This window comes from Pseudanabaena sp. PCC 9330 (assembly GCF_055795045.1).
Genome location: NZ_JAYFES010000115.1, coordinates 225,801 through 251,539, shown reverse-complemented (window position 1 = coordinate 251,539; position 25,739 = coordinate 225,801). Strand labels below are relative to the sequence as shown.

23 protein-coding genes are annotated in these 25,739 nt (G+C 59.9%); 15 read left to right on the top strand and 8 right to left on the bottom strand.

From position 1 onward, the window contains the following. Window positions 1-12: 12 nt before the first annotated feature. Both proC and AC0QKW_RS18455 read left to right on the top strand, forming a co-directional pair. Entirely contained in the window at window positions 13-825 is an 813-nt protein-coding gene (gene proC, locus AC0QKW_RS18460) for a pyrroline-5-carboxylate reductase (RefSeq protein ID WP_473152556.1), read from the top strand. Window positions 826-885: 60 nt separating this feature from the next. After that, window positions 886-1,629, top strand: coding sequence for an NYN domain-containing protein (locus AC0QKW_RS18455; RefSeq protein WP_473152555.1), 744 nt, complete (start codon window positions 886-888; stop codon window positions 1,627-1,629). Window positions 1,630-1,639: 10 nt separating this feature from the next. Here the strand turns inward: AC0QKW_RS18455 and AC0QKW_RS18450 are convergent, their stop codons facing one another. Further along, the gene (locus tag AC0QKW_RS18450) at window positions 1,640-2,920 is read right to left on the bottom strand and encodes an MSMEG_0569 family flavin-dependent oxidoreductase (protein ID WP_473152554.1); all 1,281 of its coding nucleotides are present in this window, start codon (window positions 2,918-2,920) and stop codon (window positions 1,640-1,642) included. A 418-nt stretch (window positions 2,921-3,338) separates the two neighbouring features. Here AC0QKW_RS18450 and AC0QKW_RS18445 point away from each other — a divergent pair, with 418 nt between their 5' ends. The 5 genes from AC0QKW_RS18445 to AC0QKW_RS18425 all read left to right on the top strand — a co-directional run bounded on the left by AC0QKW_RS18445 (window position 3,339) and on the right by AC0QKW_RS18425 (window position 7,917). Next, complete coding sequence (locus AC0QKW_RS18445; protein WP_473152553.1) at window positions 3,339-3,821, top strand: MSMEG_0572/Sll0783 family nitrogen starvation response protein; 483 nt, start codon at window positions 3,339-3,341, stop codon at window positions 3,819-3,821. A 151-nt stretch (window positions 3,822-3,972) separates the two neighbouring features. Further along, window positions 3,973-5,019: a Nit6803 family nitrilase gene (locus tag AC0QKW_RS18440; RefSeq protein ID WP_473152552.1), complete on the top strand. Its 1,047-nt coding sequence runs from the start codon at window positions 3,973-3,975 to the stop codon at window positions 5,017-5,019. Between the two features lie 97 nt (window positions 5,020-5,116). After that, window positions 5,117-6,205 carry an MSMEG_0568 family radical SAM protein gene (locus AC0QKW_RS18435; protein WP_473152551.1) on the top strand — a complete coding sequence of 363 codons (1,089 nt, stop codon included), beginning with the start codon at window positions 5,117-5,119 and terminating at the stop codon, window positions 6,203-6,205. Between the two features lie 178 nt (window positions 6,206-6,383). After that, on the top strand, window positions 6,384-6,902 hold the full coding sequence (locus AC0QKW_RS18430) for an MSMEG_0567/Sll0786 family nitrogen starvation N-acetyltransferase (protein ID WP_473153004.1): 519 nt from the start codon (window positions 6,384-6,386) through the stop codon (window positions 6,900-6,902). Between the two features lie 7 nt (window positions 6,903-6,909). Continuing rightward, window positions 6,910-7,917 carry a sll0787 family AIR synthase-like protein gene (locus AC0QKW_RS18425; protein ID WP_473152550.1) on the top strand — a complete coding sequence of 336 codons (1,008 nt, stop codon included), beginning with the start codon at window positions 6,910-6,912 and terminating at the stop codon, window positions 7,915-7,917. 51 nt (window positions 7,918-7,968) lie between these two features. Here the strand turns inward: AC0QKW_RS18425 and AC0QKW_RS18420 are convergent, their stop codons facing one another. After that, the gene (locus tag AC0QKW_RS18420) at window positions 7,969-10,542 is read right to left on the bottom strand and encodes an O-antigen ligase family protein (protein ID WP_473152549.1); all 2,574 of its coding nucleotides are present in this window, start codon (window positions 10,540-10,542) and stop codon (window positions 7,969-7,971) included. Between the two features lie 46 nt (window positions 10,543-10,588). Beyond that, a complete protein-coding gene (locus AC0QKW_RS18415) occupies window positions 10,589-12,526 on the bottom strand; it encodes a mechanosensitive ion channel family protein (protein ID WP_473152548.1) in 1,938 nt (645 codons plus the stop codon). A 232-nt stretch (window positions 12,527-12,758) separates the two neighbouring features. On the opposite strand from AC0QKW_RS18415, the gene AC0QKW_RS18410 reads away from it, so the two are divergent. Further along, the gene (locus tag AC0QKW_RS18410; RefSeq protein ID WP_473152547.1) at window positions 12,759-13,736 is read left to right on the top strand and encodes a GDP-mannose 4,6-dehydratase; all 978 of its coding nucleotides are present in this window, start codon (window positions 12,759-12,761) and stop codon (window positions 13,734-13,736) included. A gap of 72 nt (window positions 13,737-13,808) precedes the next feature. Here AC0QKW_RS18410 and ccsB read toward each other — a convergent pair whose 3' ends face one another. Beyond that, on the bottom strand, window positions 13,809-14,792 hold the full coding sequence (gene ccsB / locus AC0QKW_RS18405; RefSeq protein WP_473152546.1) for a c-type cytochrome biogenesis protein CcsB: 984 nt from the start codon (window positions 14,790-14,792) through the stop codon (window positions 13,809-13,811). Window positions 14,793-15,017: 225 nt separating this feature from the next. On the opposite strand from ccsB, the gene AC0QKW_RS18400 reads away from it, so the two are divergent. The 6 genes from AC0QKW_RS18400 (at window position 15,018) to thyX (ending at window position 20,438) form a co-directional block, all read left to right on the top strand. Continuing rightward, window positions 15,018-15,731, top strand: coding sequence for a hypothetical protein (locus tag AC0QKW_RS18400; RefSeq protein WP_473152545.1), 714 nt, complete (start codon window positions 15,018-15,020; stop codon window positions 15,729-15,731). 14 nt (window positions 15,732-15,745) lie between these two features. Next, window positions 15,746-16,600: a formyltetrahydrofolate deformylase gene (gene purU / locus AC0QKW_RS18395; RefSeq protein WP_473152544.1), complete on the top strand. Its 855-nt coding sequence runs from the start codon at window positions 15,746-15,748 to the stop codon at window positions 16,598-16,600. Between the two features lie 105 nt (window positions 16,601-16,705). Beyond that, the gene (locus AC0QKW_RS18390) at window positions 16,706-17,275 is read left to right on the top strand and encodes a hypothetical protein (protein WP_473152543.1); all 570 of its coding nucleotides are present in this window, start codon (window positions 16,706-16,708) and stop codon (window positions 17,273-17,275) included. A gap of 236 nt (window positions 17,276-17,511) precedes the next feature. Next, window positions 17,512-18,579, top strand: a complete 1,068-nt coding sequence (locus AC0QKW_RS18385) for a DUF6765 family protein (RefSeq protein ID WP_473152542.1) — start codon at window positions 17,512-17,514, stop codon at window positions 18,577-18,579. Window positions 18,580-18,677: 98 nt separating this feature from the next. Further along, the gene (locus AC0QKW_RS18380) at window positions 18,678-19,697 is read left to right on the top strand and encodes a hypothetical protein (protein ID WP_473152541.1); all 1,020 of its coding nucleotides are present in this window, start codon (window positions 18,678-18,680) and stop codon (window positions 19,695-19,697) included. An 18-nt stretch (window positions 19,698-19,715) separates the two neighbouring features. Next, the gene (gene thyX / locus AC0QKW_RS18375) at window positions 19,716-20,438 is read left to right on the top strand and encodes an FAD-dependent thymidylate synthase (RefSeq protein ID WP_473152540.1); all 723 of its coding nucleotides are present in this window, start codon (window positions 19,716-19,718) and stop codon (window positions 20,436-20,438) included. Between the two features lie 176 nt (window positions 20,439-20,614). On the opposite strand, the gene AC0QKW_RS18370 is transcribed toward thyX, so the two are convergent. Next, window positions 20,615-21,802 carry a hypothetical protein gene (locus tag AC0QKW_RS18370; RefSeq protein ID WP_473152539.1) on the bottom strand — a complete coding sequence of 396 codons (1,188 nt, stop codon included), beginning with the start codon at window positions 21,800-21,802 and terminating at the stop codon, window positions 20,615-20,617. A 186-nt stretch (window positions 21,803-21,988) separates the two neighbouring features. Next, a complete protein-coding gene (locus tag AC0QKW_RS18365) occupies window positions 21,989-23,632 on the bottom strand; it encodes a mechanosensitive ion channel family protein (protein WP_473152538.1) in 1,644 nt (547 codons plus the stop codon). A gap of 174 nt (window positions 23,633-23,806) precedes the next feature. Here AC0QKW_RS18365 and AC0QKW_RS18360 point away from each other — a divergent pair, with 174 nt between their 5' ends. Next, on the top strand, window positions 23,807-24,190 hold the full coding sequence (locus AC0QKW_RS18360; protein WP_473152537.1) for a DUF302 domain-containing protein: 384 nt from the start codon (window positions 23,807-23,809) through the stop codon (window positions 24,188-24,190). A 70-nt stretch (window positions 24,191-24,260) separates the two neighbouring features. Here AC0QKW_RS18360 and AC0QKW_RS18355 read toward each other — a convergent pair whose 3' ends face one another. Next, a complete protein-coding gene (locus AC0QKW_RS18355; protein ID WP_473152536.1) occupies window positions 24,261-25,016 on the bottom strand; it encodes a TVP38/TMEM64 family protein in 756 nt (251 codons plus the stop codon). Window positions 25,017-25,544: 528 nt separating this feature from the next. Beyond that, on the bottom strand, window positions 25,545-25,670 hold the full coding sequence (locus AC0QKW_RS18350; protein WP_473152535.1) for a hypothetical protein: 126 nt from the start codon (window positions 25,668-25,670) through the stop codon (window positions 25,545-25,547). Between the last annotated feature and the right edge of the window lie 69 nt (window positions 25,671-25,739).

Below are 25,739 nucleotides of genomic sequence, written 5' to 3'. Positions count from 1 at the left end.
CGTAGGTGAGCTATGCCCAAGGCAACATTTGGGGTTATTGGCGGCGGGATCATGGGCGAAGCGCTCATTGCCCGCCTTTTAGATCAAGATATTTTTGCCCCTGAGACCGTGATCGTGAGCGATCCGCAGACGGCTCGGCGCGAAGTGCTGCATCAACGCTACGGTGTGCAGACTACTGATGAAAACCAGGCGGTAGTCGACGCCGCTGACACAGTTTTGCTTGCGATTAAGCCCCAGATGCTCGGGGCCGTGGCAGAAAATCTCAAATTCCCAGAGCGAGAGAAGCCACCGCTGCTGCTGTCAATTTTGGCCGGGGTGCCCCTAGCCCGTCTAGAGCAAGAGTTTTTGGGCTGGGCGGTGGTTAGGGCCATGCCCAACACTCCGGCTACGGTAGGCGCGGGGGTGACGGCCTTGGCGGTAGGGGAAGCGGTAAGCGCTGAGCAGCGAGAGCGGGCTCGCACTATCTTTGGCAGTGTCGGCACCGTTGTTGAAGTTCCAGAATCGCAGATGGATGCGGTGACGGCGTTGTCGGGCTCTGGCCCCGGCTACATTGCCCTGGTAGTAGAGGCCCTGGCTGATGGGGGTGTGGCAGTGGGGTTGCCGAGGGCAACGGCGCTGGAGTTGGCGATCGCCACCGTGCGCGGTACCGGTGAGCTGCTGCACCAGGGCGACCTACACCCCGCCGTGCTCAAAGATCGCGTCACTAGTCCTGGCGGCACCACCATCGCTGGCATTGCAGCCTTAGAGGCGGGGGGGCTGCGATCGGCGTTGATGGGGGCGGTGCGGGCCGCGTATTTAAGATCTAAAGAACTCGGGCAGTCTTGATCCATGGCAGGATTAGGCTTATTGCAACCATCGCAGGGGTAGCCACTATTCCCTATAGCTATGCTGTCATCGGAAGCCAAAATCGCATTGCTAATTGATGCCGATAATGCTCCAGCAGCCAAAATTGAGGCGATTTTGGCAGAAATCGCCAAGTACGGTGTGGCCAATACCCGGCGCGCCTATGGCAACTGGAAAAACCCTACGCTTAAGCAATGGGAAGACAACCTGCACGAGTTCGCCATTCGCCCGGTGCAGCAATTTGATCTTACCAAGGGCAAAAACGCCACCGACGCGGCGCTGATCATCGACGCGATGGATTTGCTTTACACCCGTAACCTCGACGCTTTTGCTATTGTCACCAGCGACTGTGACTTTACTCCATTGGTAATGCGCATTTTGACCGATGGCCTTAAGGTCTACGGCTTTGGCGAAAAGAAAACCCCCAAGCCCTTTGTCTACGCCTGCTCGACCTTTCTCTATCTGGAAAACCTTGGCCAAGATGCCGAAGCAGGTCCGACCAAGGCAGTTGACAGCGTTAAGAAAACCACAAAAGAACTTCGGCAGGATGCAAAGCTTGTCAGCCTGCTGCGCCGCGCTGTGACTACTGCTCAGGATGATGATGGCTGGTCAAACCTGGCGCTGGTTGGGGTGCATGTGTCAAACCAGGCCTCCTTTGACTCGCGCAACTATGGCTATGCCAAGCTCAGCACTTTGGTGGAAGCTACTGAATTGTTTGAAACGCAGCGCCGCCAAAACGGAATTTACGTTAAAGACAAACGCGAGGTCAAAGCGGCTAAGACTTAAGGAAATATACTTACGACCCCATTGCTACCTCATTGACGGTTTGCGGTGCCCTGGGGTGACTGCCCCCGGCTCGGGTGGCAATCTGTTCCGCTAAATACTCTGCGTCGCGGGCAATGCCGGAGAACCGCGCCGACCCCCAGGTGTAGAGCCAGGGCAGGCCAAGAAAATACAGCCCTGGCACGGTAGTAACCCCTCGACGATGGCCGGGATAGCCCTGGCCATCGAACACCGGCAGCTCAATCCAGCTAAAGTCGAGGCCATAGCCGATGCACCAGATTACCGAGGTAATGTTGGCCTCGCGGTAGTTGATCGCCGTCTCCACTACCTCCGGTTCCCATACGGGGCGGTAGGGCGGGTCGATCGGGGCATCAATGCCGTTCTTTTCGATATAGGCGTCGATGGTGCGCTTGATGCTTTCGGCTACGGCATCGGCTTGGTCGAGATTTTTCTTTAGGTCGTCGCTAAAAGTGAGCTGGGTGCCCTGAATATCCGTTAACCGCCCGTGCAGGCCCATGCCCTGGAGGGCAAAGTGGCGCAGGTCAATTTCGCGCCCGCCGCCGCGCCCGGTGACGTAGTGGTTGGTCTTGTGGCGCACGGTGTCTTTTTGAGGATGGTCGTCGATCGCCAGGTCGTAGTAGCCCATCTGGTCGAGCCATTCGACTACATCTTTGCCTCGGTAGCGGCGGGGCGATCGCGGTGCCCCCCCCACACATAGGTAGACCTTACGGCCCGCCAGGTGCAGGTCTTCGGCAATCTGGCAGCCCGACTGCCCAGTGCCCACTACCAGTATGGCGCCCTCTGGCAACGATTCTGGGTTGCGATACTCGGCCGAATGCAGTTGCACAATATCTGACGCTAGCCGCTCTGCCAGGCGAGGAATTTTTGGTGTGTGGTAGCCGCCCGTGGCGACTACCACCTGATCGGCGGTGAAGGTTCCCTGGTTTGTGACCACTTCAAAGCTGCCCCCGTTGGGCTGGCGCACGCGCTCCACTTTAACTCCGGTTTTGAGCGGTAGGTCAAAGTGGCTGGCGTAGCGCTCGATGTAATCCACGATCGCATCGCGACCCATGAAGCCCTCGGGGTCTTCACCGGGGTAGGGAAAGCCGGGTAGCTGACACTGCCAGTTGGGGGTGACCAAGCAGAACGAATCCCACCGCTTGGTACGCCAGGAGTGGGCGACCTGGTGCTGTTCAAAAATGATGTGGTCAATGCCTAGGCGACTGAGGCAGTAGCTAATCGACAGCCCTGCCTGGCCGCCGCCGATCACAATTACGCCGTAGTGCATCGTCATACTGTATGTCCTGCAAGTGGTGCGAGAGGGGCCGAGGTTCTTTTCGTACCCTAGGTCGTTGTTCAGAGGCTGCTTGTACCCCCGGCTACCGAACGTCTTGGTCTAGCACTAGTGGTAGGAGGGTAGGTGTGATTTTCCTTCGGAGAGGCTGCGCCAACGTCGTTCTGCTCATTTCTGTAGCTCCGACAGAATAAATCTAAGCCCTATGCCTGTCGAAAGTGATAGGGGTACTCCTCGGCCTTGGCCATCAAACTAGCAATTTGCCCCTATGCCCCTGTTGATTAGGCCAGACCGCCAAAGTTTGTAGTTGCTGATACGCGAGCCCAGGGCGATCGCCCGTAAGGTTCTGTGACATGCAGCCACAAATTCTTGACTGCCGCCAAATTTTCTGCCAGCAATTCTGCGAGGAACGAAATCCATGCCCGAAGTAATGAAGCCAGCCAACCAGGCTGGAGATTTTTTGGTCGATTATGAAGAGAAAGTATTTCCCGATGTGCAGGCAGAACCGGGCGAAAAAGCTCTCGTCACCTTCCACACTGTGGCCTTTGAAGGCTCTATCGGCCTGGTTAACCTTCTGCAAGCTACCCGCTTGATCCGCAAGGGCTTTGAGACCTCGATTTTGCTCTACGGCCCCGGTGTCACTCTGGGTGTGCAGCGTGGCTTTCCCAAACTGGGCGATGAAGCCTTTCCGGGTCACATGGCCATGAACAACCAGATTGTCAAAGTGATGGAGTTGGGCGGTAAGGTCTACGCCTGTCGCTTTGCCCTCCAGGCGCTCTATGGCCACGGCGAGCCTTCCCTCATCCCCGGTATTCGCCCCATCAACCCCCTTGATGTGCTCGACCTAGTGCTCATGCACCGCAAAGAAGGAGCCTTCATCCTCGACACCTGGACGATGTAGCTCTCACCCCTGACATCTCCCATCCCCTCCTGGGAGGAGTGCCCGCAGGGCGGGGTGGGTTCAAGCCCACCTCTGCCCCTCCCAAGGGAACCCACCCCTACCCCTCCCAGGAGGGGACGTTGGAATTTTGCTCTTTCCACCACCGATTCCCATGGACTACACCAAAACCGTCCGCGCCGCTGCTGCCCAGATCAGCCCCGTGCTGTTTAGCCGCGACGGCACCACCGAAAAGGTGCTGGAAACCATTGCCGAGGCGGCCCAAGCCGGAGTGAAGCTGATTGTCTTTCCAGAGACTTTTATTCCCTACTACCCCTATTTTTCCTTTGTGCAGCCGCCAGTGCTCATGGGCAAAGAGCACATGCGCCTCTACGAAGAAGCGGTGGTAGTGCCGGGGCCGGTGACCGATGCGGTCAGCCGAGCAGCGCGCTCCTACGGCATGGTGGTGGTGCTGGGGGTGAATGAGCGCGACGGCGGCTCGATCTACAATACCCAGCTAATCTTTGACGCCGACGGCACTCTGGTGCTGAAACGGCGCAAAATCACCCCCACCTACCACGAGCGCATGGTGTGGGGCCAGGGCGATGGGGCCGGTCTCAAGGTGGTAGAAACGGCGGTCGGGCGCGTGGGGGCTCTGGCCTGCTGGGAGCATTACAACCCTCTGGCTCGCTACGCGCTGATGACCCAGCACGAGCAGATCCACTGCGGGCAGTTTCCTGGCTCTATGGTGGGGCAGATTTTTGGCGACCAAATGGAGGTGACCATGCGCCACCATGCCCTGGAGTCGGGCTGCTTTGTGGTCAATGCCACGGGCTGGCTGACTCCAGAGCAAAAGCAGCACATTACCCCCGATGAAAATCTTCAGCGGGTGCTGTCGGGGGGCTGCTACACCGCCATTATTAGCCCAGAAGGGGTGCCGCTGACCGAGCCGATTACCGAAGGGGAAGGGCTGGCGATCGCCGATCTCGACTTTTCTTTGATCACCAAGCGCAAGCGCATGATGGATTCGGTGGGCCACTATGCCCGCCCTGACCTGCTGCGCCTCAAGGTAAACACCGAACCCTGGTCGGTGGTAGAAACAACTAGCCAGGCGGCGGCACAGCTTTCCTCTGACATGAATGGAGCTTTGCAGACCGCCCCGGCGTTAGCAGATGAAGCGGCAGTTAGCCTACCTCCCAACCTTGGTCTGCCGACCGCCTAGACCACAATTTTCACGACTCCATGGGTTATGTGCTCGCTAGCTCGTTTTTAGCGGCAATGGTTGACGCAGGTTTTTATCGGGTATTGAACAGCAGGCCATGAACAAGCAACGGCTGATCACAGAGCTACAGTCTCACGGGCTGCGGGTGGTAGATGCGACCCCCGGCGCAGCGGGGCGGCGGGGCGGGGCAGGCCCATCGGACCACCGCGCCATCACCATCGACGGCACCACCGTTATGGTGCCGGTCTACACCGACAGTGCCGCCCACTCTCCCTACACCATTGGGGCTACGGCGGCTAGCCCGCTGCATTTAGAAGCCTCGGGGGAAGCGATTATCCCCATCGATATGCCCAACGCGCCCAAGTTCTACGGCCTCACCACCGCCGACGGCATTCCCTATTCAAAAATTGCCCTGCTGCACGGGCGCGATGTGCTGGCTACCACAGTGCAGCAGACCTGCATGCGCTACCGCGACCCAGCCACCGCCTGCCAGTTCTGCGCGATCGAAAAATCCCTCGATGCTGGGCGCACCATTGCCCGCAAGACGCCCCAGCAGCTTGCAGAAGTTGCAGAAGCTGCGGTGCGACTGGACGGCGTAACCAACATGATTATGACGACGGGCACTCCGAATACGAGCGATCGCGGTGCCGCCTACCTGACCGAATGCGCCGCCGCTATTCGTCAGCGGGTGCCGCACCTGCCCATCCAGGCCCAGTGCGAACCGCCGGATGACTTTGCCTGGTTCGATCGCATGAAGGCGGCGGGCATCGACAGCCTGGGCATGCACCTGGAGGCAGTGGATCCCGAAGTGCGGGCCAAAATCATGCCCGGCAAGGCCGAGGTGCCGCTGACAGTCTATTACCAGGCCTTCGAGGCGGCGGTGCGGGTGTTTGGCTGGGGCCAGGTGAGCACCTACCTGCTGGCGGGCCTAGGCGACAGCCTAGAGACTCTGGTAGAAGCGAGCGATCGCCTCATTCAGCTCGGCGTTTACCCCTTTGTGGTGCCTTTTGTACCCATCGGCGAAACCCCCCTGGCTCACCATCCTGCCCCTAGCAGCGAGTTTATGTTTGCCCTCTATCAGCGGGTGGGGGCGCTGCTAAAGCAGTCGGGCATGGCCTCGGCGGATATGAAGGCGGGCTGCGCTAAGTGCGGTGCTTGCTCGGCCCTGTCTACGTTTGAGGGTTGACCCACCCCTGCCCCTTCCGATGACCCACCCCTACCCCTCCGAGGAAGGGATTGCCGGAATCGTCTCCTCCTCGGAGGGGTGCCCGGAGGGCGGGGTGGGTCACAGGTCTGGGCTAGCTCACCCTTTCCCCTCCCAAGCGGGGATTTTTCTGACCAGCATTCACTTAATGGTTAAGACCATGGCACTCCATCGCTATAGCTTTGAACTGGCCAAGACCTCCCAGGATATTGATGGCTATTTCGCCCTGCGCCAGGCTATTTTCTGCGAAGAGCAGAGGTTGTTTGACGCCGACGATGCCGACGATTTAGACGGCGTTGCTTACCCGATCGTCGCCATTGACCACGAAGCCTCCCCCGAGAACCGCGTGGTGGGCGTGGTGCGCATCTACGAAAAGTCGCCCCGTCTCTGGTATGGCGGTCGCCTGGGCGTACACCCCGACTATCGCCGGGTGGGCCGCATCGGCAAGGGGCTGATTTACAAGGCGGTGACCACGGCCAATACCTGGGGCTGCGATCGCTTTCTCGCCACCGTGCAACAGCAGAACGTCCGCTTCTTTCAGCGCCTCCACTGGGGCTCGCTGGAGGAGATGGTGCTGTGCGATCGCACCCACTACCTCATGGAAGCCGACCTGGCCCATTACCCCCCCGGCGACGAGGTGCGGCCCCAACTGCCCTGGTCGGTGCAGCAGGTGTCGTGATGCGGCTATGACCGACGAGCTAAAGCTACGGGATCTGGCGGCTGAACTGCGGCGATCTCTAGGCATTTTCCACAAGCAGGACATTCAAACAGCGGCGGATCGCCTCGGTACCTATGTCTGGGCAGCCGATCAAAAGCCAATTCTTCTCGGTGATGACTGCGCCGCCATTCCCGATGGCGATGGCTATCTGCTGCTAGCCGCAGAGGGCATGTGGCCGACGCTGGTAGAGACTGACCCCTGGTTTGCCGGGTGGTGCGCGGTGATGGTCAACGTCAGCGACATTTGCGCCATGGGGGGACGGGCGATCGCCGTGGTAGACACCCTCTGGAGCCAGTCAACCGAGGTAGTGGATCCCTTATGGCAGGGTATGGTCGCGGCCTCCCAGGCTTTCAACGTGCCGATCGTCGGTGGCCATACTAGCTGCCACAGCCCCTACGCGGCCCTGTCGGTGGCCATCCTTGGCCGTGCTAAGCACCTGATCACCAGCTTTAGTGCCCAGCCGGGGGATGTGCTGCTGCACGTGGTGGACAGGCAGGGCCAGATGCACCCGCAATATCCCTTTTGGAATGCGGCGACGGAGTGCGACCGCGATCGCCTGCGCGCCAACCTAGACCTGCTGCCCCAGCTCGCCGAAGCGGGCCTCTGCAACACCGGCAAAGACATCAGCATGGGCGGCATTGTGGGCACCACGCTGATGCTGCTGGAAACATCGAGGGTGGGGGCGGTGTTGGATTTGGGGGCGATCGCCCCGCCCCCCGGCGTTGACCTGACTGCCTGGCTGCTCAGCTTCCCTAGCTACGGCTACCTGCTCAGCGTCAGACCTGAATCTGTCGGCCTGGTGCAACAACACTTTAAACCCCACGATCTGGCCTGCACCCCAATGGGAACTATCACCTCAGACTCTTTGCTCACACTCAGTCTGGGGGATGCGTCGCTCCGCTTTTGGGATTTTGAGACCGACGCCCTGACTGGGTTTGGGGGCGATCGCCGTCAAGACCCATCAATTCTGCCCTGAGAATCTAGCCATTGGTCGTAGGCCATATAGGCCCAGTCGATGATCAGTCGCTCAGCCTGAGAATTGCGCCTGTAGCTCAGTCTGGTAAGGCTCTAGGGCGTTGTCTAATTCAGGAAAGAACACTGGCGAAGGAAACAGCGGGTCAAAAAACTGCACCACAGGGATATTTTCTAGGCGGGGCAGAAAATCGCTGGGGTTGGGGCCGTCGATATTGCGGCTGAGCACCCCAAAGCCCAGGCGCTGGCTGCGGGGTCGCCAGCTGGGTGCGGTGCGCTGTAGCCAGTCGGTGAAGTCGGCGGCGGTGGCCATGCTGCCCACCAGCTCGGCGATCACGTTGTCGGGGGGAAGTGACTGGTTGAGATCGCCCGTATCTTCGGGCTGGGTGAGCCAGGCCTTGACCAACAATGCCTGCCGCTGATCGGGGGTTTGCCAGGCGAGAATGGCGTTTTTGGCCGGGGTCTCAGGCCAGGAGCTGACATCTACAGCCGCGCCCTCGGCCAGGGCAAGTATCCCTTCCTGAAGCTGACCGCCGTGGCGTTCCCAGTCGTTGGCGGCGGCGGGTAAATCGCCCCGCCACCAGTGCAGGCTGCCCCTGGCCTGGTGCAAGAAGCTGACTAGGGCTGGGGCGTCGGCCTGTTCTAGGAGGTCGCCATAGTGCTGCTCTAGGCGATCGAGAGCGGTGGGATAAATCTGTGAGAAGGGAATGGCCTGCCACAGAGGGCTGGCGATCAAAGCGGGATGGCGCAGCATCTCTAGGGCCATGGCCTCGGTGGCGCAGTCAGATTCGCCCCCCTGTAGGCAGGCGACCCCCAGGCCAAAGAACAGCCCCATTTTGGCCGGTATCAGGGCGATCGCCTCAGCAAACGAGGCCTGGGCTGCTTCAATGTCCCCATTTTCTAACTGGAGCCAGCCCAGATTGCTGCGGCCAAACTCCTGGTAGGGCGAGGCTTGGTTGCCGGTTTGAAACCAGGCGATCGCATCTGTGAGCAGCGTCTGGCGCAGCGGTGGACTGTCGCTTTGGGCCGCCAGGTCACCCAGGTTATAGCCCAGTTGGTAGGGATAGTAGGGCTCCCAGGGGGCGAGGGTGTGGGCCTGCTCTAGCTGGGTGGCAAACCGGTTAATATCGGGAGGGTCATCGGTGAGGGCCGAGAATCCACCGCTGGCCGTACTCCAGGCGCGATGGACGGGCACCAGCCATAGGGTCATGGCCAGGGTCAGGCCCAGCCCCAGGCCCGCTAGCCAGCGGTGGCGGTGCGGGCCAGCTGTCTCAGCATATGCCTCAGGCGCTGTGGGGCTGAAGGTGCGGGCGAGCACGGCAACATAGAGGGCGAGGGTACCTGCGATCGCCGGAATGTCGAGCTGGTAGTCGGTCAGACTCATCAGCCCAAAGGCCAATCCCCCCGCCAGCAGGCTCCACACCAGCACCGGGGGCAGCCCCGCCGGGGTTGCCTGCGCCCCCTGGCGCATCCACCGCATCACCAGCCAACCCAGGGCCAGCCCTAGCGCCAGGGGCACCAAAACTCCCCAAAGGCCATACTCGCCCCAGAGCTGAGCCGGGGTGCTGTGCAGCTGATATTGCAGCTCAGCATCGCGCCCGGCCCAGTGGGGGCGGTAGCGCTGGTAGACCAGAGGCACTGACCCTGGCCCCGCCCCGGTGAAGGGCTGACTCAGACCCATGCGCCAGCCCGTAGCATTGGTCACCACCCGGTAGGACAGTTCTCCCCCGGCAAAATTGCCCCGGACGATATTGCCCAGAGCTTGCCAGAGTCGCTGGTTGACCGCTAGCCCCAGGCCCAGCAGCCCCAGGGCAGTCCCCCCCAGGGCCAGGGCCAGGGGTCGGGGTAGCCGGGTATAGATCAGCGAAACCCCCACCGCTACTAGCCCGGTCACCATCAGCGCCAGCCAGCCGCCCCGCGAACTGGTGGTGTAGAGGTTGACGATGCCCACCAGCAGACCCGCCAGCCACAGCCAGCGCTGCCAGCCCCGGTCTACCCAGGCCAGCCCCGCCAGCAGGGGCAACACCAGCACCAGATAGCCCGCCACATAGTTTTGGTGGCCAATGGGCTGCCAGTTGCGCAGGCTGGTCTGGCTAAAGCTAAAGGCCTGGTCGAGGCCATAGTCTGCCAGGGTTTGCAGACGGGCCAGCTCAGGCAGGTAGATTTGCGTAATCCATAGCAGCAGGCTCAGCAGAATAAAAGCCAGGGCCAGGTAGCCCTGAAACCGCAGCAGAATATACAGACGCCCCAGGTCGCGCAGCCAGCTAGCCAGGGCATAGACCAGGGCGATCGCCCCCACTGCGGCCCAGGCCTGCCACCGCGCCTGGGCCGCAAACTCTGCCCCCAGGGTAGAGACGACCAGCCCCACCAAGGCCAGCAGCGCCATCCAGTCAAACCCGTTACCTAGCCTGGGGAGAGGCCTTTGGGCTAGCTGCCAGAGCAGCCACAGCATCGGCAGGGTTAGCCCCACCTGCCACAAAAAGACCCAGGGCCACGACACCATCAGGGTGCTGCTGCCCGGCACCAGGGTAAAGAGACTGTAGAGAGCCGCGATCAGCAGAGCCAGCAGTGTGCCATCACTGGGGTCTGAGGCAGCCTGCTGGGTTTTGGTTAGAGCGTCCTCAGTCATTGTCACAGCCCCCGTGTGTGCAACCGTAATCCTAGCAAGTCCATCGCTAAGCGGACTCTAAAGCATTGTTATCGGGTTTAGAGCCGTCATCTCGGGAACTATGAGTGGCTGACTTACCGCTGTGGCCGTTGGTCTCTAGTTCAGGATTGACCCCGGCAAAGATCTGCTGCGGTACGCCGATGGCAATACCCGCTCGGTCAAAGGCGATGTGCAGACGACGGCGAAATTCGCGGGCGACCAAAAACTGCTTCAGGGGTCGAGTGCGAATCCAGATCAAAATGGTGATGCCAGCGTGGGTCATGGCGTCTACCCCAAGCATTTCTACCGGGTTGAGAATGGCGTAGCGCCACTCGGGGTCGCTGGCCATGGTATGGGCAGTTTCGTGCACTACCCACAGGGCTTCATCCACATTCGTGCCGTAGGCCACGTCGATCCGAATATTGGCCCGCGACCAGCTGCGGCTGAGGTTTTCGACCTGGGCAATCAGGCTGTTGGGCAGGGTGACTAGGCGACCGTCTTCGCCACGAATCTGGGTAATGCGCAGGTTCAGGTTTTCGACAATGCCGGTGGTGGTGCCGGTGGTGACCAGGTCACCAATGGCGTACTGGTTTTCAAGCAAAATCAAAAATCCGTTGACCAGATCCTTCACCAGACTCTGGGCAGCGAAGGAAAGAGCCAGGGCCGCTACGGCTCCAAAGGCCAGCAGCGAAGCGGGGGCCAGCCGGAGAATTTGCAGCACCAGCAGGGTGGCCGTGGAGTAGATGATGGCGGTTTTTAGCCCCTTCAGCGCCCCGGTAATGGTCGAAATCCGCATGGATTTTTGCTGGATGTCATCTAGGTCGCCCAGCTCATTTTTGCCCCAGGCCTGGGCCACGCGCTCAATGCCAAGGTTGGCCAGGCGGTTGAGCAGCCCGGTGATAAACCAGGCCAGCAGCAGCAGCACCGGAATGGAAAATAGCCGAAAGGCATAGCCCCGGGTTTGGGGGAACAGGTAGAGTACGCTGGCGATGCCGGTGACCCATACGAAGGCAATGCTCCAAAACATCAGCCAGCGCAAAAAGGCGACGACCTGAAGCCGCTGAGTCAGGGTCATTTGGTAGCGAAACAGCTGCTGAAGCTGCTGCTGGGGCGACGGGTCTTCATGACTCAGGGCGGCGTTGTCGCGGGGGAGGGGCAGCGCCTCTTGAGCCGTTTGTTTTTTCTCGAGGGCGGTTTTGCGCCAGCCCAGCACCTGCCAGCACCCGGCCAGCACCAGAGTGAGCAAAACGCTGACCAGCAAAATCAAAAAGGTGCGGCGAATTTGCCGCTGGCGGGCTTCGGGCAGACGACCCTCGATCGCTCTTCGAAGGCCATCGCGCAGTATCACCTGCCAACGTTCGGCTAGATCGCCCTGGGAGACGCCGTTGTATTGGGCATCGGTGTCGATCACGGTGAGCAATACCCTCGGCTCGGCCAGACCGGCTCCGGTGGCAAAGAGCACCGGCTGACCACCAATGGTCTCAATGGTGATATCGAGAGAAGAGCTGTCGATGGTGCCATCGTCATAGATCAACCCCAGGGCGCGGTTGACCACCTGGTTGAGGTTGGTTTCGATCTGGCGGGCTCGCACTTCTACGGGCACTTCGCTGCCCGCTTCGTTGCGGTTAAACACCGCCGGGGAGGCAATGTCGAACAGGGGAGTGCCGTCGAGCAAAACCGAGGTCACCTCTAGCAGGCCGATGCGCTGCACGCTGGCGGGGGGGAGATTGTTGCTGCCCCCGGCAAAGGGGTTAGAAAACTGGGCGATGGCTGGGGAGGCCGCCCAGCCCTGACCGAGGGCCAGCAGTACCCCCAGCAGCAGGGCTAGCAGCGATCGCAGCGCCCTGCGCCCCCCAACGGTGGGCCGAGACTGGCTGGTGGGATGGGTGATGGCAGGGTTTGGCATGGGTAGGGGCAAGGTATCGGGCGATCGGGCATCGACCCAGACCAGAGGCAGGTTCGACACCGCAGCGAACTAGGGTACAGCCATGAGGTGTTTTACCACCTCGACGGCTCTGGCAGACAATCGTCTTCGACAGTTCATCATAGATAGATGACTGGGGTTTTGTAGCGCTGTCGTTAGCGGGTGCGGTGCGGTATTGTGGCTGGGGGGATTGGTCGGGCGATCGCTGGCCAGCCAGGGAACTCCCTACAATATCGGGCATTCAGGCTGTCACCACGGACACTAGGCTCTCGCCATGAACAATGCGAAACGTGCGCTCATCACCGGCATCTCAGGCCAGGACGGATCGTATCTGGCGGAACTGCTGCTGGCAAAGGGCTACGAAGTGCACGGGCTGGTGCGGCGAGCTTCGCTAGAAGACTCGTCTCGGCAGCTCTCTAAAATTGATCCCGTCAAAGAGCAGATCACCTTTCACCCGGCAGCGCTAGAGAATGAGCTATCGCTCTACAAGCTGATTTCTAAGGTGCAGCCCGACGAGTGCTACCATCTGGCGGCGTCGAGTTTTGTCAGCTACTCCTTTGAGGAAGAGTCGTCGATTTTAGCCACTAACTTTAGCGGCACCCACTTTTTGCTGGCCTCCCTCAAAGAAGCAGTTCCCCACTGTCGCTTTTTCTTTGCCGGGTCGAGCGAAATGTTTGGCACCGTGGAGACGGTTCCCCAAACCGAGCAGACACCGTTTAACCCCCGATCGATCTACGGCATTTCTAAGCTGGCCAGCCACCACCTGGTGCGCAACTACCGCAGCCAGTACGGCCTGTTTGCCTGTACCGGCATTCTCTATAACCACGAGTCGCCGCGCCGCGATTTTAAGTTTGTTACCCGCAAAATTACCGCCCAGGCCGCCCGCATCAAAATGGGCCTGGCTGACAAGCTCTACCTGGGCAATCTGGCTGCCCTGCGCGACTGGGGCTATGCCCCTGACTACGTGCAGGCGATCTGGCAGATGTTGCAGCACGACACGCCCGATGACTATGTGATCGCCTCGGGCACTAACCGGTCGGTGGCGGAGTTTGTAGACTGCGCCTTTAGCCACCTGGGGCTTGACTACCGTCAGTACGTGGAGATCGACCCCCGGTTTTACCGCGAGGCCGAGGCTGTGCCCCTGCGCGGCGACGCCACCAAGATTTACCAGACCCTGGGCTGGCAATCGACGAAGCCCTTTGAAGCGATCGTTGAAGAGATGGTTGACTACGATTTGGCGCTGCTGGGGTAGGGGGTGACCGGCATGTGATATCGGCTTTTTGAATATGTCAAGACCCGGTTTGGTCACCTAACGCCGGTCACCTCAGAAAAACCAGCCATAGCTGTGCAGCCCTTTGCCCAAAATATTTACCCCCAGGTAGCAGACCCACACCACCACAAAGCCAGTAGCCGCGAGGAGAGCCGGGCGGCGACCCTGCCAGCCCTTGGTAATGCGGGCGTGGAGGTAGGCGGCAAACACCAGCCAGGTGATCAGCGCCCAGGTCTCTTTGGGGTCCCAGCTCCAGTAGGAGCCCCAGGCTTCGTTAGCCCAGACCGCCCCGGCAATAATGCCAATGGTGAGCAGTGGAAAGCCCAGGCCAATCATGCGGTAGCTGATGTTGTCGAGGGTGTCGGCCAGGGTGAGCCGCTGAGGCGAGAGCTTGACGGCAGCAGGTTTTTCGAGCACAGCGGTGCCCCCAGCCGTGACAGCCAAGACCTGAGGATTAGCGGCGGCTTCTTCAGCGCGGTGCAGTTTGACGTTGCGAAAGCCCCCGGTGCCCACGGAGCTGCCCTTGAGCTCGACGGCCTGACCCTGGGTGACGAGGAGAAAGGCGATCGCCAACAAAGCCCCCACCAGCAGCGCCGCGTAGCTGAGCAGCATGACGCTGACATGCATCATCAGCCAGTTCGATTTGAGCGCGGGCACCAGCGGCTCTGAGCCCTGCATGGTGCCGGGGAGGGTTAGGGTGGCAAAGGCGGTGATGGCCATGGCAATCGGGGCTGTCACCGCGCCCACTAGGGGGCTGCGGCTCATGCCCTCGGCCACCAGGTGCATGGCGGTAATGCCCCAGGCCAGAGCAAACAGCGATTCGTAGAGGTTGCTCATGGGAAAGTAGCCGCCCTCGACCCACCGAGCTACCAGCAATGCGGCGATGGTGAGGTTGCCCACGGCCATGGCGGCGGTGCCCAGGGCGGGCAGTAGGGCCGCTTTAGGAAAGGCCACGCCGCACCAATAGAGCAGCATGGCGCTGAATAGCACCGCAAAAGAGGCGTTGTCGAGCCAGCCCTGGAGCGCGATCAAATCCATAGGGGTCTTAACACAGCGTAGGTCTGTCTATAATCTTACCGAGTTTGGGGTCTACCGAGCTTGAGCGAGGAAAAGGCTGCTGTCGGGGCGTTTCCTGTTAGGGGTATGTGGTGGATGGCCAAAACCCTGATCGCTCGGGCAATGGCTTGGTTCGTCTCCCCAACCGGCATGTTTTTTTGATGGCATACTTTTAAGTCTGATCCTGAAGCATCGCGGTTAGCCGGTATGAAATTTCAGCGCAGCACATTGATTCTGGTTGGGGTGGCCTTTTTGCTGGGGGCCGGAGTGCTGATTGCGGAGTCGCAGCGATCGCAGTCTTCTGCCCCCACCGCCGCCGACTCATCCACTGCGCCCATCTTCACCTTTGACGAGAGTGACGTTGTGGCCCTCACCGTCGATCGCGGTGACGAAACCCTGGTGTTTGAGCAAGACGCGGAGGGCAACTGGCAGATGCTGGAGCCTGAGATGGCCCTAGCCGAGCCGGGGGCAGTGGCTTTTTTGCTCAGCCGCCTCACCGTTGACTCAGCCCTGCAAACCGTCACCATGACCGCCGACCAAGCTGCCGACTTTGGTTTTGATGCGCCGCTGGGCATCGCCACCGTCACCCTTGCCGACGGCACCGAGCACGAGCTGATTTTGGGTGGCCCTGACTTTAGCGGCAGCGCCGACTACGCGGTCATCGACCCCGACCCCTGGCCCCCCGAGCCTGAGACAGACTACTCGGTGCTGGTGGTTAACCGCGACGTGGCCAACGGCATCAACCGCCCCCTTGCAGAATGGCTCATGCCGGTCGAAACATCTGATGCTGAGGTGAGCGAGGAGGAAGAGACTATCCCAGGCGATGGCGAAGCCCTAGAAAATCCGGTCGATCGAGAAGTGGCTCCCGATCGCCCTGCCGATCCAGCGGCCCCAGAAACTAACGCTGAAACCACCAATTGATGCACGTTCCTCCCATGGCCTCTCCCACCGCTATTCTGCTGTTCTCCTGCCCTGACCAAAAGGGGTTGGTGGCTAAGATTGCCAACTTTATCTACGCCAACGGCGGCAACATTCTCCACGCCGACCAGCACCGCGACCCCGAGGCAGGGTTGTTTCTCTCGCGGCTGGAGTGGGAGCTAGAGGGGTTTAACCTGCCGAGGGAGATTGTGGGGGCGGCCTTTGGGGCGATCGCCCAGCCCCTGGGGGCCACCTGGCAGCTGCACTTTTCTGACGATGTGCCGCGTCTGTCGATCTGGGTCAGCCACCAAGACCACTGCCTGCTCGACCTGCTCTGGCGACACAAGGCAGGCGAGTTCAAAGCCGAAATCGCTCTGATTGTTAGCAATCACCCCCACCTGAAGCCGATCGCCGACCAGTTTGGCATCGCCTTTGAGCACATTCCCATTACCAAAGACACTAAGGCCGATCAAGAACAGCGCCAGCTAGACCTGCTTAAGCAATACAACATTGACCTGGTGGTGCTGGCCAAATACATGCAGGTGCTCAGCTCAGACTTTCTAAATCAGTACGATCGCGTGATCAACATTCACCACTCGTTTTTGCCCGCCTTTATGGGGGCAAACCCCTACCAGCGGGCCTTTCAGCGGGGGGTGAAAATTATTGGAGCCACCGCCCACTACGTCACCAGCGATCTCGACGAAGGCCCGATCATTGAGCAAGACGTGGTGCGCATCAGCCACCGCGACGACGTTAAGGAGCTCATTCGCAAGGGCAAAGATGTGGAGCGCATTGTGCTGGCCCGCGCCGTGCGCCTGCACCTACAAAACCGCACCCTGGTCTACGGCAACCGCACTGTGGTGTTTGCATGATACAAGACCGCCTGGGGATCAACAGGTTGGCGAGGGCTTCATTACTGAGGCTGTGTGGGCGATACTAAAGCAGCAGTGGTACACCCGGTGACGAGGAGATTATCCATGCAGACCATGCAAAATGCTCTGAAAACCCTAGGACTGGCGATCGGCGCAGCCGCAATAGTGGTGGTGGAGACCCCGGCGATCGCCCAAACGACCGACCTTCTGGCAGCGGCAGATCCAGTAGCGGCTCCGGCGGTGGCTCCAGCCCTAGAGACTGCCTACACCTATGCAAATCTGTTTTCTATTGCCTTTCCGGCGGGGTGGCAGGTGAGAGAGCAAGCCGATGTGCCCCAGGTCGTTGCCGCCAGTGCCGCTAGCTCTACCCAGCCGGCCATTCGCACAGAGGTGGTCTGGCGCGACACTCCCCCCGGTGAGGTGGTGGGTGCCGCCCTGCAGGAGATTGAGAATAACGGGTATACGGTCGCGCGCTACGATGCCACCACCATTGATGGGGTCACCGCCATTCGGCTGTGGTTGAGCGAGCTACCGACCGAGTTACCCAATGCGTTTATTACCTATGTGGGCTATCCGGGCGCTACGGCCACCATCACCAGCTACTACGGCGATACTACCGCCGACCCTAGCCCGGTGCTCAATGCGATTCACCAGTCTTTCCAGCGATCGCGCTAGGGGCCGTCATCAATGAGTCGCGTATGGCCCAAGGGGTAGTTACAGCCCTTAGCCTGGTGTCTGGGGCGGGTGCGGCAGGGCTGATCAAGGGGCTTGGTTGCAATTGATGGCACGCCCCAGGGCCTCTCTCATCCTCCTCACAATGCTTAACACCTCGGCGACCCCTCAACCTCTAACCTAGTTGAGAGCCTTTTGCTTGTCTGAGTTTGCCCCCCAACCCTAGCCAGACCCACGCCATGCAAATAGATTTTCATCACGGGGTCACCTATGTCTGTGCCCGGTTGGCGGGCTTTGAGCACCTAGAGGCCGAGATCGTGGCCTACTGCGCCCAATACGTCGACGACTCGACCCAGTCGGGGCTAATTCGGTTTGATAACGGCGCTATGTTCGATCGCATCAGTTCGGCTCACAAGCTGCTCGACTACCGCAACTTCAAAGAGCTGGCCAACTACAAGGTGTGGATACCCTTTCACTTTTTGCCGGGCAATGGCGGCTTCCCGGCTGGGCAAGACCCGCCGGGCACCTTTATCGAAAAGCTGATCTGTCGGCCCAACAGCCCCGTGGCCCAGGGCATGGTGACCGAGTGCATTGAGCAAAACCACCGCAGCTATAGCCTGCACCGCCTGGGCATTACCCTGCATGTATTTGCTGACACCTGGGCCCACCAGGGGTTTGCCGGGGTCAGCCATGCCGTCAACGGTGCCCGCAATTTGGTAGATGGCGAGGGCAATCCTGACCAGAACCTAATGAACCGGCTGAGCAATTTCTTCATTGGCGGGGCGCTGCCCCTGGGCCACGGCACCGTGCTGGGCAACCCCGATCGCCCCTATCTGCGCTGGGGCTATACCAATGGCCGAGGCGAAAAGATTCAGCGCGACAACCCGAGAGATTTTCTCGAAGCCGCCGATGAGATGTGCAAGGCCATGCAGCGCTACCGGTTGAGCAACCCCAAAGCCCCTGCCCCTGGTCTCTCCGAGGCCGATCGCACGAAGATTGCCCATTTGTTTGAGACTATTCGCGGCGAGGGCGACAGCCGTCACCAGCAGTGGCTAGCCCACATTGCTGAAGGGTACTTTAGCTTTGGCCCTGCCGAGGTTAAATACATTGCCAATGGCCAAGGGTCGTGGAAGCAGCAGGCATTGCAGGCTGAGGCCGACAGCGAACTGCGCAAAGAAGCCTGGCTGCTGCCCTACTCTCCCAACTTTCTCGCCAGTAATTGGAAGCTGTTTCACGACGCCCTCAAGGCCCATCACTTTTTCATCGTCCATGACCTGCTGCCCCAGTACGGCATTTGCGTAGCCTAGGTTTGGGTGGGTAGAGTTTTTGTGCGGAATGATCCTGAACGCGGGGGGGCGGGCTATGCTAGGCCTTGGTTTGTGCTGCCTATTTGTACTGCTGTCCTGTGGTTTCTCCCGTTCTGCCTCGTCCCGTTCTAGATGTCTCGTCAACCCCTTCGCCGCGCCCCGCGTCGTTACTACAGAGGGGCTGGCCACGATCGCTGCCGCGACCTAAAAATCCTCGACTGTGGGGGTTGGGGGTGGGCAGTGTGGCATTGGGTCTGGTCAACGGAGCGCTGGTGATCTCTGCTGGGGTGGGGCTGGTGGCCTATCAGCAGCTATTGCAGCTCTCGCCCCGCCAGCGTAAGGGGTTGATGCAGCGCCTTCAGCAGGGGCTGCCTCTGCCCGCCACGCTCCAGCAGCAGGCGCTGGTGTTGGGTCTGGTGGCGGGGGTGAGTACCTACACCTTTACGGCTCTGTGGCACAGCACCCATTCATTGCTGATGGCGCTGCTGCTGACGGGGCAGGGGGCGCTGGCGCTGTTTGCGGTGGGGGCGCTGGTGCGTTCTTCGCGGTCGCCTGACCGCAGCGACGCTCTGTGGAATGCTGCTCCGGTGGCCCAGATAGAGCACAATCTGACCCTGCTGAGTCATCCTGACCCGCTAAAGCGACTGGTGGCGGTGCGGCGGCTGGTGCGACTGACCCAGGGCGATGAAGACTACCTGGCGGGGGTGTCGGTGCGATCGCACCTGATCGACTGCTTTCAGCTACGCCTCGGCCAGGAGAGCGAGGAAATTGTGCGATCGGCCCTAGAAGAGGGGCTAAACTTGCTGCAACCGGCTAAACCGTTGCCTCCTAGCGCCGCCGCTTCCTTGGCCGTAGACTTTACCGCTGGCGCTGCCGAGGGGAGTCAGCCAGCATCAGAGGTGCAATCTGTTACTCCGCTAAATCTGCCAGATTCGCTGAATCCTCTAGAACTGGGGAATGTTGCAGTATCTCTAGAGCAGGCAGGCCTAGAACAGCATTCAGCGATCGCTGCCGAAGAATCACCAGAGGCATCTACAACCACACCACCGACCCGTCTGTCTAAACCCGTTCCCAAAGGACGCCGCACGGTCGAATACGTGGAATACTTAGACATTTAATTCCCGGAAATCTGCGCTATGGATCGCTTCACCGTTGAGGTTATTTCTCAAACCCCCAACCCTCAACAGACCATGTACGCCGCCATGCACCAAGACTACGCCGAGGGCTTTGTCGCCCACGATCGCGACGCATGGCCCAGCGAAGAGCGCTGCGGCGAGATACTCGTCACCAGCCTGCTCAAGGGCGGGCGCGGCCACTACGGCCCCCTAGAGCACCCGCAGATTGTGTTTAATGTGGGCTGGTTTCCCCACAGCACCATGCAGCAGATCCGCACGCATCGGGTGGGCGTCAGCTTTGATGTGCAGAGTTTTCGATATACCGGCCAGCGCATTCTCGATGTGGTAGACGGCAAACGCGAGGTAGAAGAGGTCTTTTACCTGCGGCCCCTGGGCTACTACAGCGATCGCCAGGGCAAGAAGTACGAATACACCGCCGAGGCCCGCCAGCAGGATCTCGACTGGTGCCTAGAGGCCAGCCGCCGCTACAAGACCCGCATCGACCAGGGCTTTGCCGAAGAGCACGCCCGAGGGCTAATTCCCTTCGATATTCGCCAGCACTGGGTGATGTCGGCCAATGTGCGATCGGTGATGCACCTGCTCGATCTGCGCTGGAAAGCCGACGCCCAGCTCGAAGCGCAAAAAATGTGCGAGGAGATCTGGCCCCACTTTGCCGCCTGGGTGCCGGCGATCGCCGCCTGGTACGAAGACAACCGGCTCAAAAAAGCTCGGCTTGCGCCCTAACCACCAATTCATCAGGGCGCACAGCGGTGCGCCCCTACAGATGGGCCGAGGAGAGATCGGGGGCATGGACTTTGGATTTGGTACAACCTTTGGCAACAACTGGTCAGAGGTTGGTCAATAAAAAAAAGCGCGATCGCCAGCGATCGCGCCTTTTCGTGGGTCTAGTAACTTAGCTCCTAACGGTATCTAAAGTTGCGATAGACCAGACGCGAGTTGAGGTTGCGCCCCCGCAGGAAGCTGACTACCGCCTCGGCGTCGTTGCGCCCGGTACACTCAGCCGCATTGATAAACCGACCCTGGCGGGCATCCTCAAAGCGTGGGTTAATGGCGCAGGTGAGGCCGCCCACATTGCGACCGCCAGCCCCGGGATTGAGCACACGGCGCACTTCGTTTAGCTCACTCTCGCCGCCAAACACCGCTGCGATATAGGGAGCTAGAGAACCGCTAACGCTGCCGCTCTCGCCAAAACAAGCGGGGCGATCGGCGGCAGGAATGTTCGTAACCAGGGGGGTGGAGGCGATTCTAGGTTCTGTGAGCAGCACCCCGCCGTTGGCGCCAATCACCTCTAGCAGCGCCTGGCCACTACCGCTCACCCGAATGAAGTAGCGGGCCGAAGCACCGCCAAAACTTTGCCCCCCAAAGTAGCTCACCCAGCACTCGTAGGGGGCGACACCGGGCACCTCTGCGGTGGCGGGTTGACCATTCACCACCTGCTGGTTAGAAGGCTTGTTAAACACATTCATTTTGGTCACACCCTGGTCGGTAAACACCCGCACAGAATAGTTTTGGGTGTCAAAGCCCACTAAGGTACGCGCCAGAACATCGCCCTGCCCGCCGCCGGTCTCTCCCTGGGGCACGTTGAAGTCGCGAATGCTGGTGCTGTTTTGGCTCAGCAGCACAGAGTTAGAAGAGGCATCGATAACTTCTAAACGAGCCTGAAAGGCGTTGCGGTTGGCGCTGGCGCGGTAAATAACGTTGCGACCGGCGCGGGAGCCAAAGCTGTCGTAGCTGACCCAGCCATCATTGTTGAGCGAACCGCGAAAGGTGGCAGGGGCGTTGAGCTGCTCAGACTGGCGGGTGTCTCGGTTGTAGACGTTCATAAACAGGGTTTGGGTGCCCCTGGGGTGAACGCTGACGGTGAAGGTGGGGGTTTCAAAATAGAGGGTGGCGTTTCCGGCGGTGTTTTGGGCCACTAAGGTCTCTAGCCCAGCTGTGTCACTTAGGGGCAAGGCGGGCTGCCCGGCGCTCTGAACTGGCACCGCTAGCCCTGTGGCCAGAAAAACTGAAGCAACAAATAGCGTAAGCGTCCTTAGCAACCGCTTTGACCAGCGGCTAAGGGCAAGGTTGGGCCAGGCTGGTTTCATGAAAATTTGCTCCCTATACTCCTCACGTGAGAAACCCTTCAGGCCGCTGATTTAGAGGCAGGCGGGCAGATAGCCCCGGTCTCTCTGCAAATACGGCTGTAATTTTAGCTAACTTTCCCAGAAGCGCTCTTTTTTATGCCTAGAATTCTGATCTCATGGATGGGGGCGAGTCGTGGGGCGGGGCCCTCAGCGATCGCCTACTGACCCGTTCAACCGCTGCAAAAGCTGCTGGATTTCGGGCGAAAGCTCAAGGGGCAAGCTGCCTGAGCGAATGTGCAAATCTCGCTGGGGAAAGGGAATCTCAATCTCGTGACGACGCAGGCTGGCTTCGATCGCAAAGTACAGATCGCTTTTGATCACCAGCTGGCGACTGGGCTGGGCAATCCACACTAGCAGCTGAAAATCTAGGGTGCTGTCGCCAAAGCCCAGAAAAAACACCTGGGGGGCAGGGGCTGAGAGAATTTCTTGGTTCTTTTGGCAAGCCTCTAGCAGGGCCAGTTTGACCTGCTGGGGGTCGGCGCTGTAGGCCACCCCCACCGGTAGGCGAATGCGCGACACTGGGTTGCCGTGGCTCCAGTTGGTAACCTCGTTGTCGAGGAAGTGGGAGTTAGGCACAATGATCGACACCTGGTCGAGGGTGCGGATCTCGGTGCTGCGAGAGCCAATGCGAGCCACGGTGCCCTTGAGCTGGCCCAGATCAACAAAGTCGCCCACCTGCACCGGGCGCTCAAACACCAGCACCAGGCCGCTTACAAAGTCTTTGACCAGCCCCTGCAAGCCCAGACCCACACCAATGCCCAGACCGCTGGCGATCAGCGCGATCGAGCTGAGGTCAAGACCCCACAGCTGCAAGATCACCACCGTGCCCAGCAAAATGAGAGTGTACTTGGAGAGTACCGCGATCGCTTCCTGAGCCGCCAGGCTGATGCCCGTGGCCCGTAGCACCCGCGATCGCAGTAGATTGGTTACTGCACTGGCGGCAACGACCACCCCCAGCAGCGTGAGCACCACCAGCAGCAGGTCGAGCAGCGAGTACGACCGACTGCCCAGCAGCAGGCTCCGCTCCAACAGCCCTGTCCGCAGGCTTCGCATCACCTGGTAGCTCACCCGTCGACTAAGGGGAAACAGATTGGCTATGTAGGCCGCAGTCGCCAGCCACACCGCCCCCCGCGCCAGCCCCAGCGTCAGCCGAAAGAAGAGATTGAAGCTGCCTCCCCCATCGTCATCCCTGTTGTCGTTCCCATGTTCGCCCCCGTCTTCCCAGCCGGAGAAGCGGTCGATCAGTGGTTTGAGCCAGTGGTGCCACAGCCATCCCAGCAGCCAGTGCAGCCCCAGGGCGATCGCCAGCGCTGCCAGCGCCTGGGCCAGAGCGCGGGTCAAAAAGCCGCTCTGGCGCTCGGCCCTGGCCTGAGAAAGGGCATTAGATATCACCTGCACCCAGCGGTCGGCTAGAGCCTCGGGGCTGGCTGCGCCCACCGCCTGCACATCGGCATTGGTGACGGTCATGATGTAGCGATCGCCCGCCAAAATCACCGGGTTGCCCTGGCCGGGTTCGCCCGTACTGTCTCGCAACTCTGCCTGCACCAGTGCCGGCTCCTCATTGTCGAGTAGGGGCGTCAGATTGGTGCCAATGGCCAGCGCTCGCTCCACGGCGGTGAGGTCTCCGGCGGCGGGCACATCAAACAAAAACAGCCCGTCGAGAAACACCGGCTCAACGTCGATCGCCTGAGCTAGCCCAGGTAGCGGCCCCACCCCTTGCAGTGCCAGCGCCAGCGCCAGGCCCAGCAGCAGGCGGGTAAGCCAGTAGATTAGGTTTCCTCTCGCGGGCATGGGGCCTCTGTCATTGGTCGGGCATTGGGCGGGTGTTGGCCGGGGCTAAACACGACACCAGCATAGCGCTCGGTTAGTGACGCAGGCAGCTGTAGCAGGCGCTAACGTCTCGACCAGCAAAATCTAGATCGCCTATACTTAATTACATAGCCATGCAGTAATTTATTCAGAACTATGTACTACATTGTTGAGACATCTAAGACCGTTGAGCAGGCTGCCGCTGACCTTGAGCAAGCGGTCAAAAACGAGGGCTTTGGCGTGCTGTACGTCCACGATCTGGGCGCAACCCTGCGCAGCAAGGGCGTTGACTTTGCCGAAGATTGTCGAGTGTTTGAGGTCTGTAACCCACACCAGGCTGCCAAGGTGATGGCGGCTGACATGCGACTCAACATGGCCCTGCCCTGCCGCATCTCTGTCTTTACCGAAAAAGGCATTACCAAAATTGGCCTGATCAAACCTGTCCCCATGCTGATGGGCCTAGTCGACAATGATGAACTCACCCAGGTGGCCCAGGAGGTAGAGGCGAAGGTGATCGCTATGGTGGATGGGGCGAAATAGGCCCTTTGAGTTTTGCTTAAGACCTTGTCTTTTGGGGCGCTCCCCTTTCCCACTGTGGTCTAGCTGCAGGCTAGCTGTTGTTGGAGGCGATCGCATCGGCATTGGGCAGCGCTTCATTTAGCGCCTTGCGGGCAATGCGGGTGACGTAGAGGGTTACCCCCACCGTGGCGATCAGACCCACAATGCGAATCATCCACTGGATGCGGGCGGCTTCGGGCGGCTGGTTGGTATCTGCCCCCAGGGTAGCCAGGTTGCCCACCAGCGACCCCAGGTAGACGTACATAATCGTGCCGGGCAAAATACCCACTGTGCCCACTACGTAGTCTTTGAGAGAAATTTGGCTCAGCCCCAGACCGTAGTTGAGCAGGTTAAACGGAAAGACCGGCGACAGCCGCAGCAAAACAATAATCTTGCGGCCGCTCTGGGCGATCGCATTGTCGATCGCCTGGAATTTAGGATTTTTGGCGATTTTGCTGGCCACCCAGCCTCGTGCCACGTAGCGACCCACCAAAAATGCCGCCGTAGCGCCCAGCATAGCCCCGATGAACACCAGCACCGAGCCCTTGACCACGCCAAACACCACCCCAGCCCCTAGGGTGACTACCGAAGCGGGCACAAAGGCGACGGTGATGACAATGTATAAGAGGATGAAGGCCAGGGGGGCGATCGCACCCAGCCCGTCAATCCAGGCTAGAGCATTGACCAACTGCTGCTGGAGTGAGGCAAAGACTGACAGGTCGGAGCTCGCCGCTGCCCCCTGGGCCAGAGCAGGAGACGCTGGAATAGCCAGCAACGCAACGCCAGTCCACAACAAAAAACGAAGCATCTTGGCTGACACCGGGCGTGGAGAAAGTCTGATATTCATCATTTTAGGTGCCTTGTAGAGACGACAGGCAGCGTCCCGTCGTTTGCATGGGTAGATATCGCGATCGCACAGAGGCTAATCCCAAATCCGAGTCACATAACCCCGATTCTCAACAGGCCAAACGGTTGTTTGCCCTGCTGAATCGGGGGTCACCAAGGAGGATTTGGTATAAGACGCTTATGGGCCAGCTAGCCGTCTCAGTCTTAGCGATGAATCGATCACCCGTGTTCTAAGCTGGCTGGCCAACGCTATACCTATCTAACCCTGGCTCCCTGAGACTGTCCTGAAAATCTTGCTCGGATTGCTTTTGATGTCAGCCACCAAAAAAGCCCGACCGAGGTCGGGCTTGAGAATGTGAGTCAGGTGCGAACCATGTTTCTGAAGAAGTGCTTCAGTGGTTCTCCCTTATCATCGCCGCTAGGCTGGCGGCCATTGGTTAATGGCAGATTAATTTATAGCTGCCGCTGAGGGTGGATGCCACTCATTCAGCTACCGTTGTGCTTCAGGGGGCAGTGTTTCCCGAGTGGAGCGCTCTAGCATTGAAGCGCGACGATTTTGCTGCTGCTGACGCTGGCGCACGGCAAGGCTACGGGCCTGATCTTGGGTGGAAAACATAGCAAACCTCTAAAACTGTATTCAAAGTTACCGAATATATTCCGATGATACCTCTTGCTCTCCAGCGTT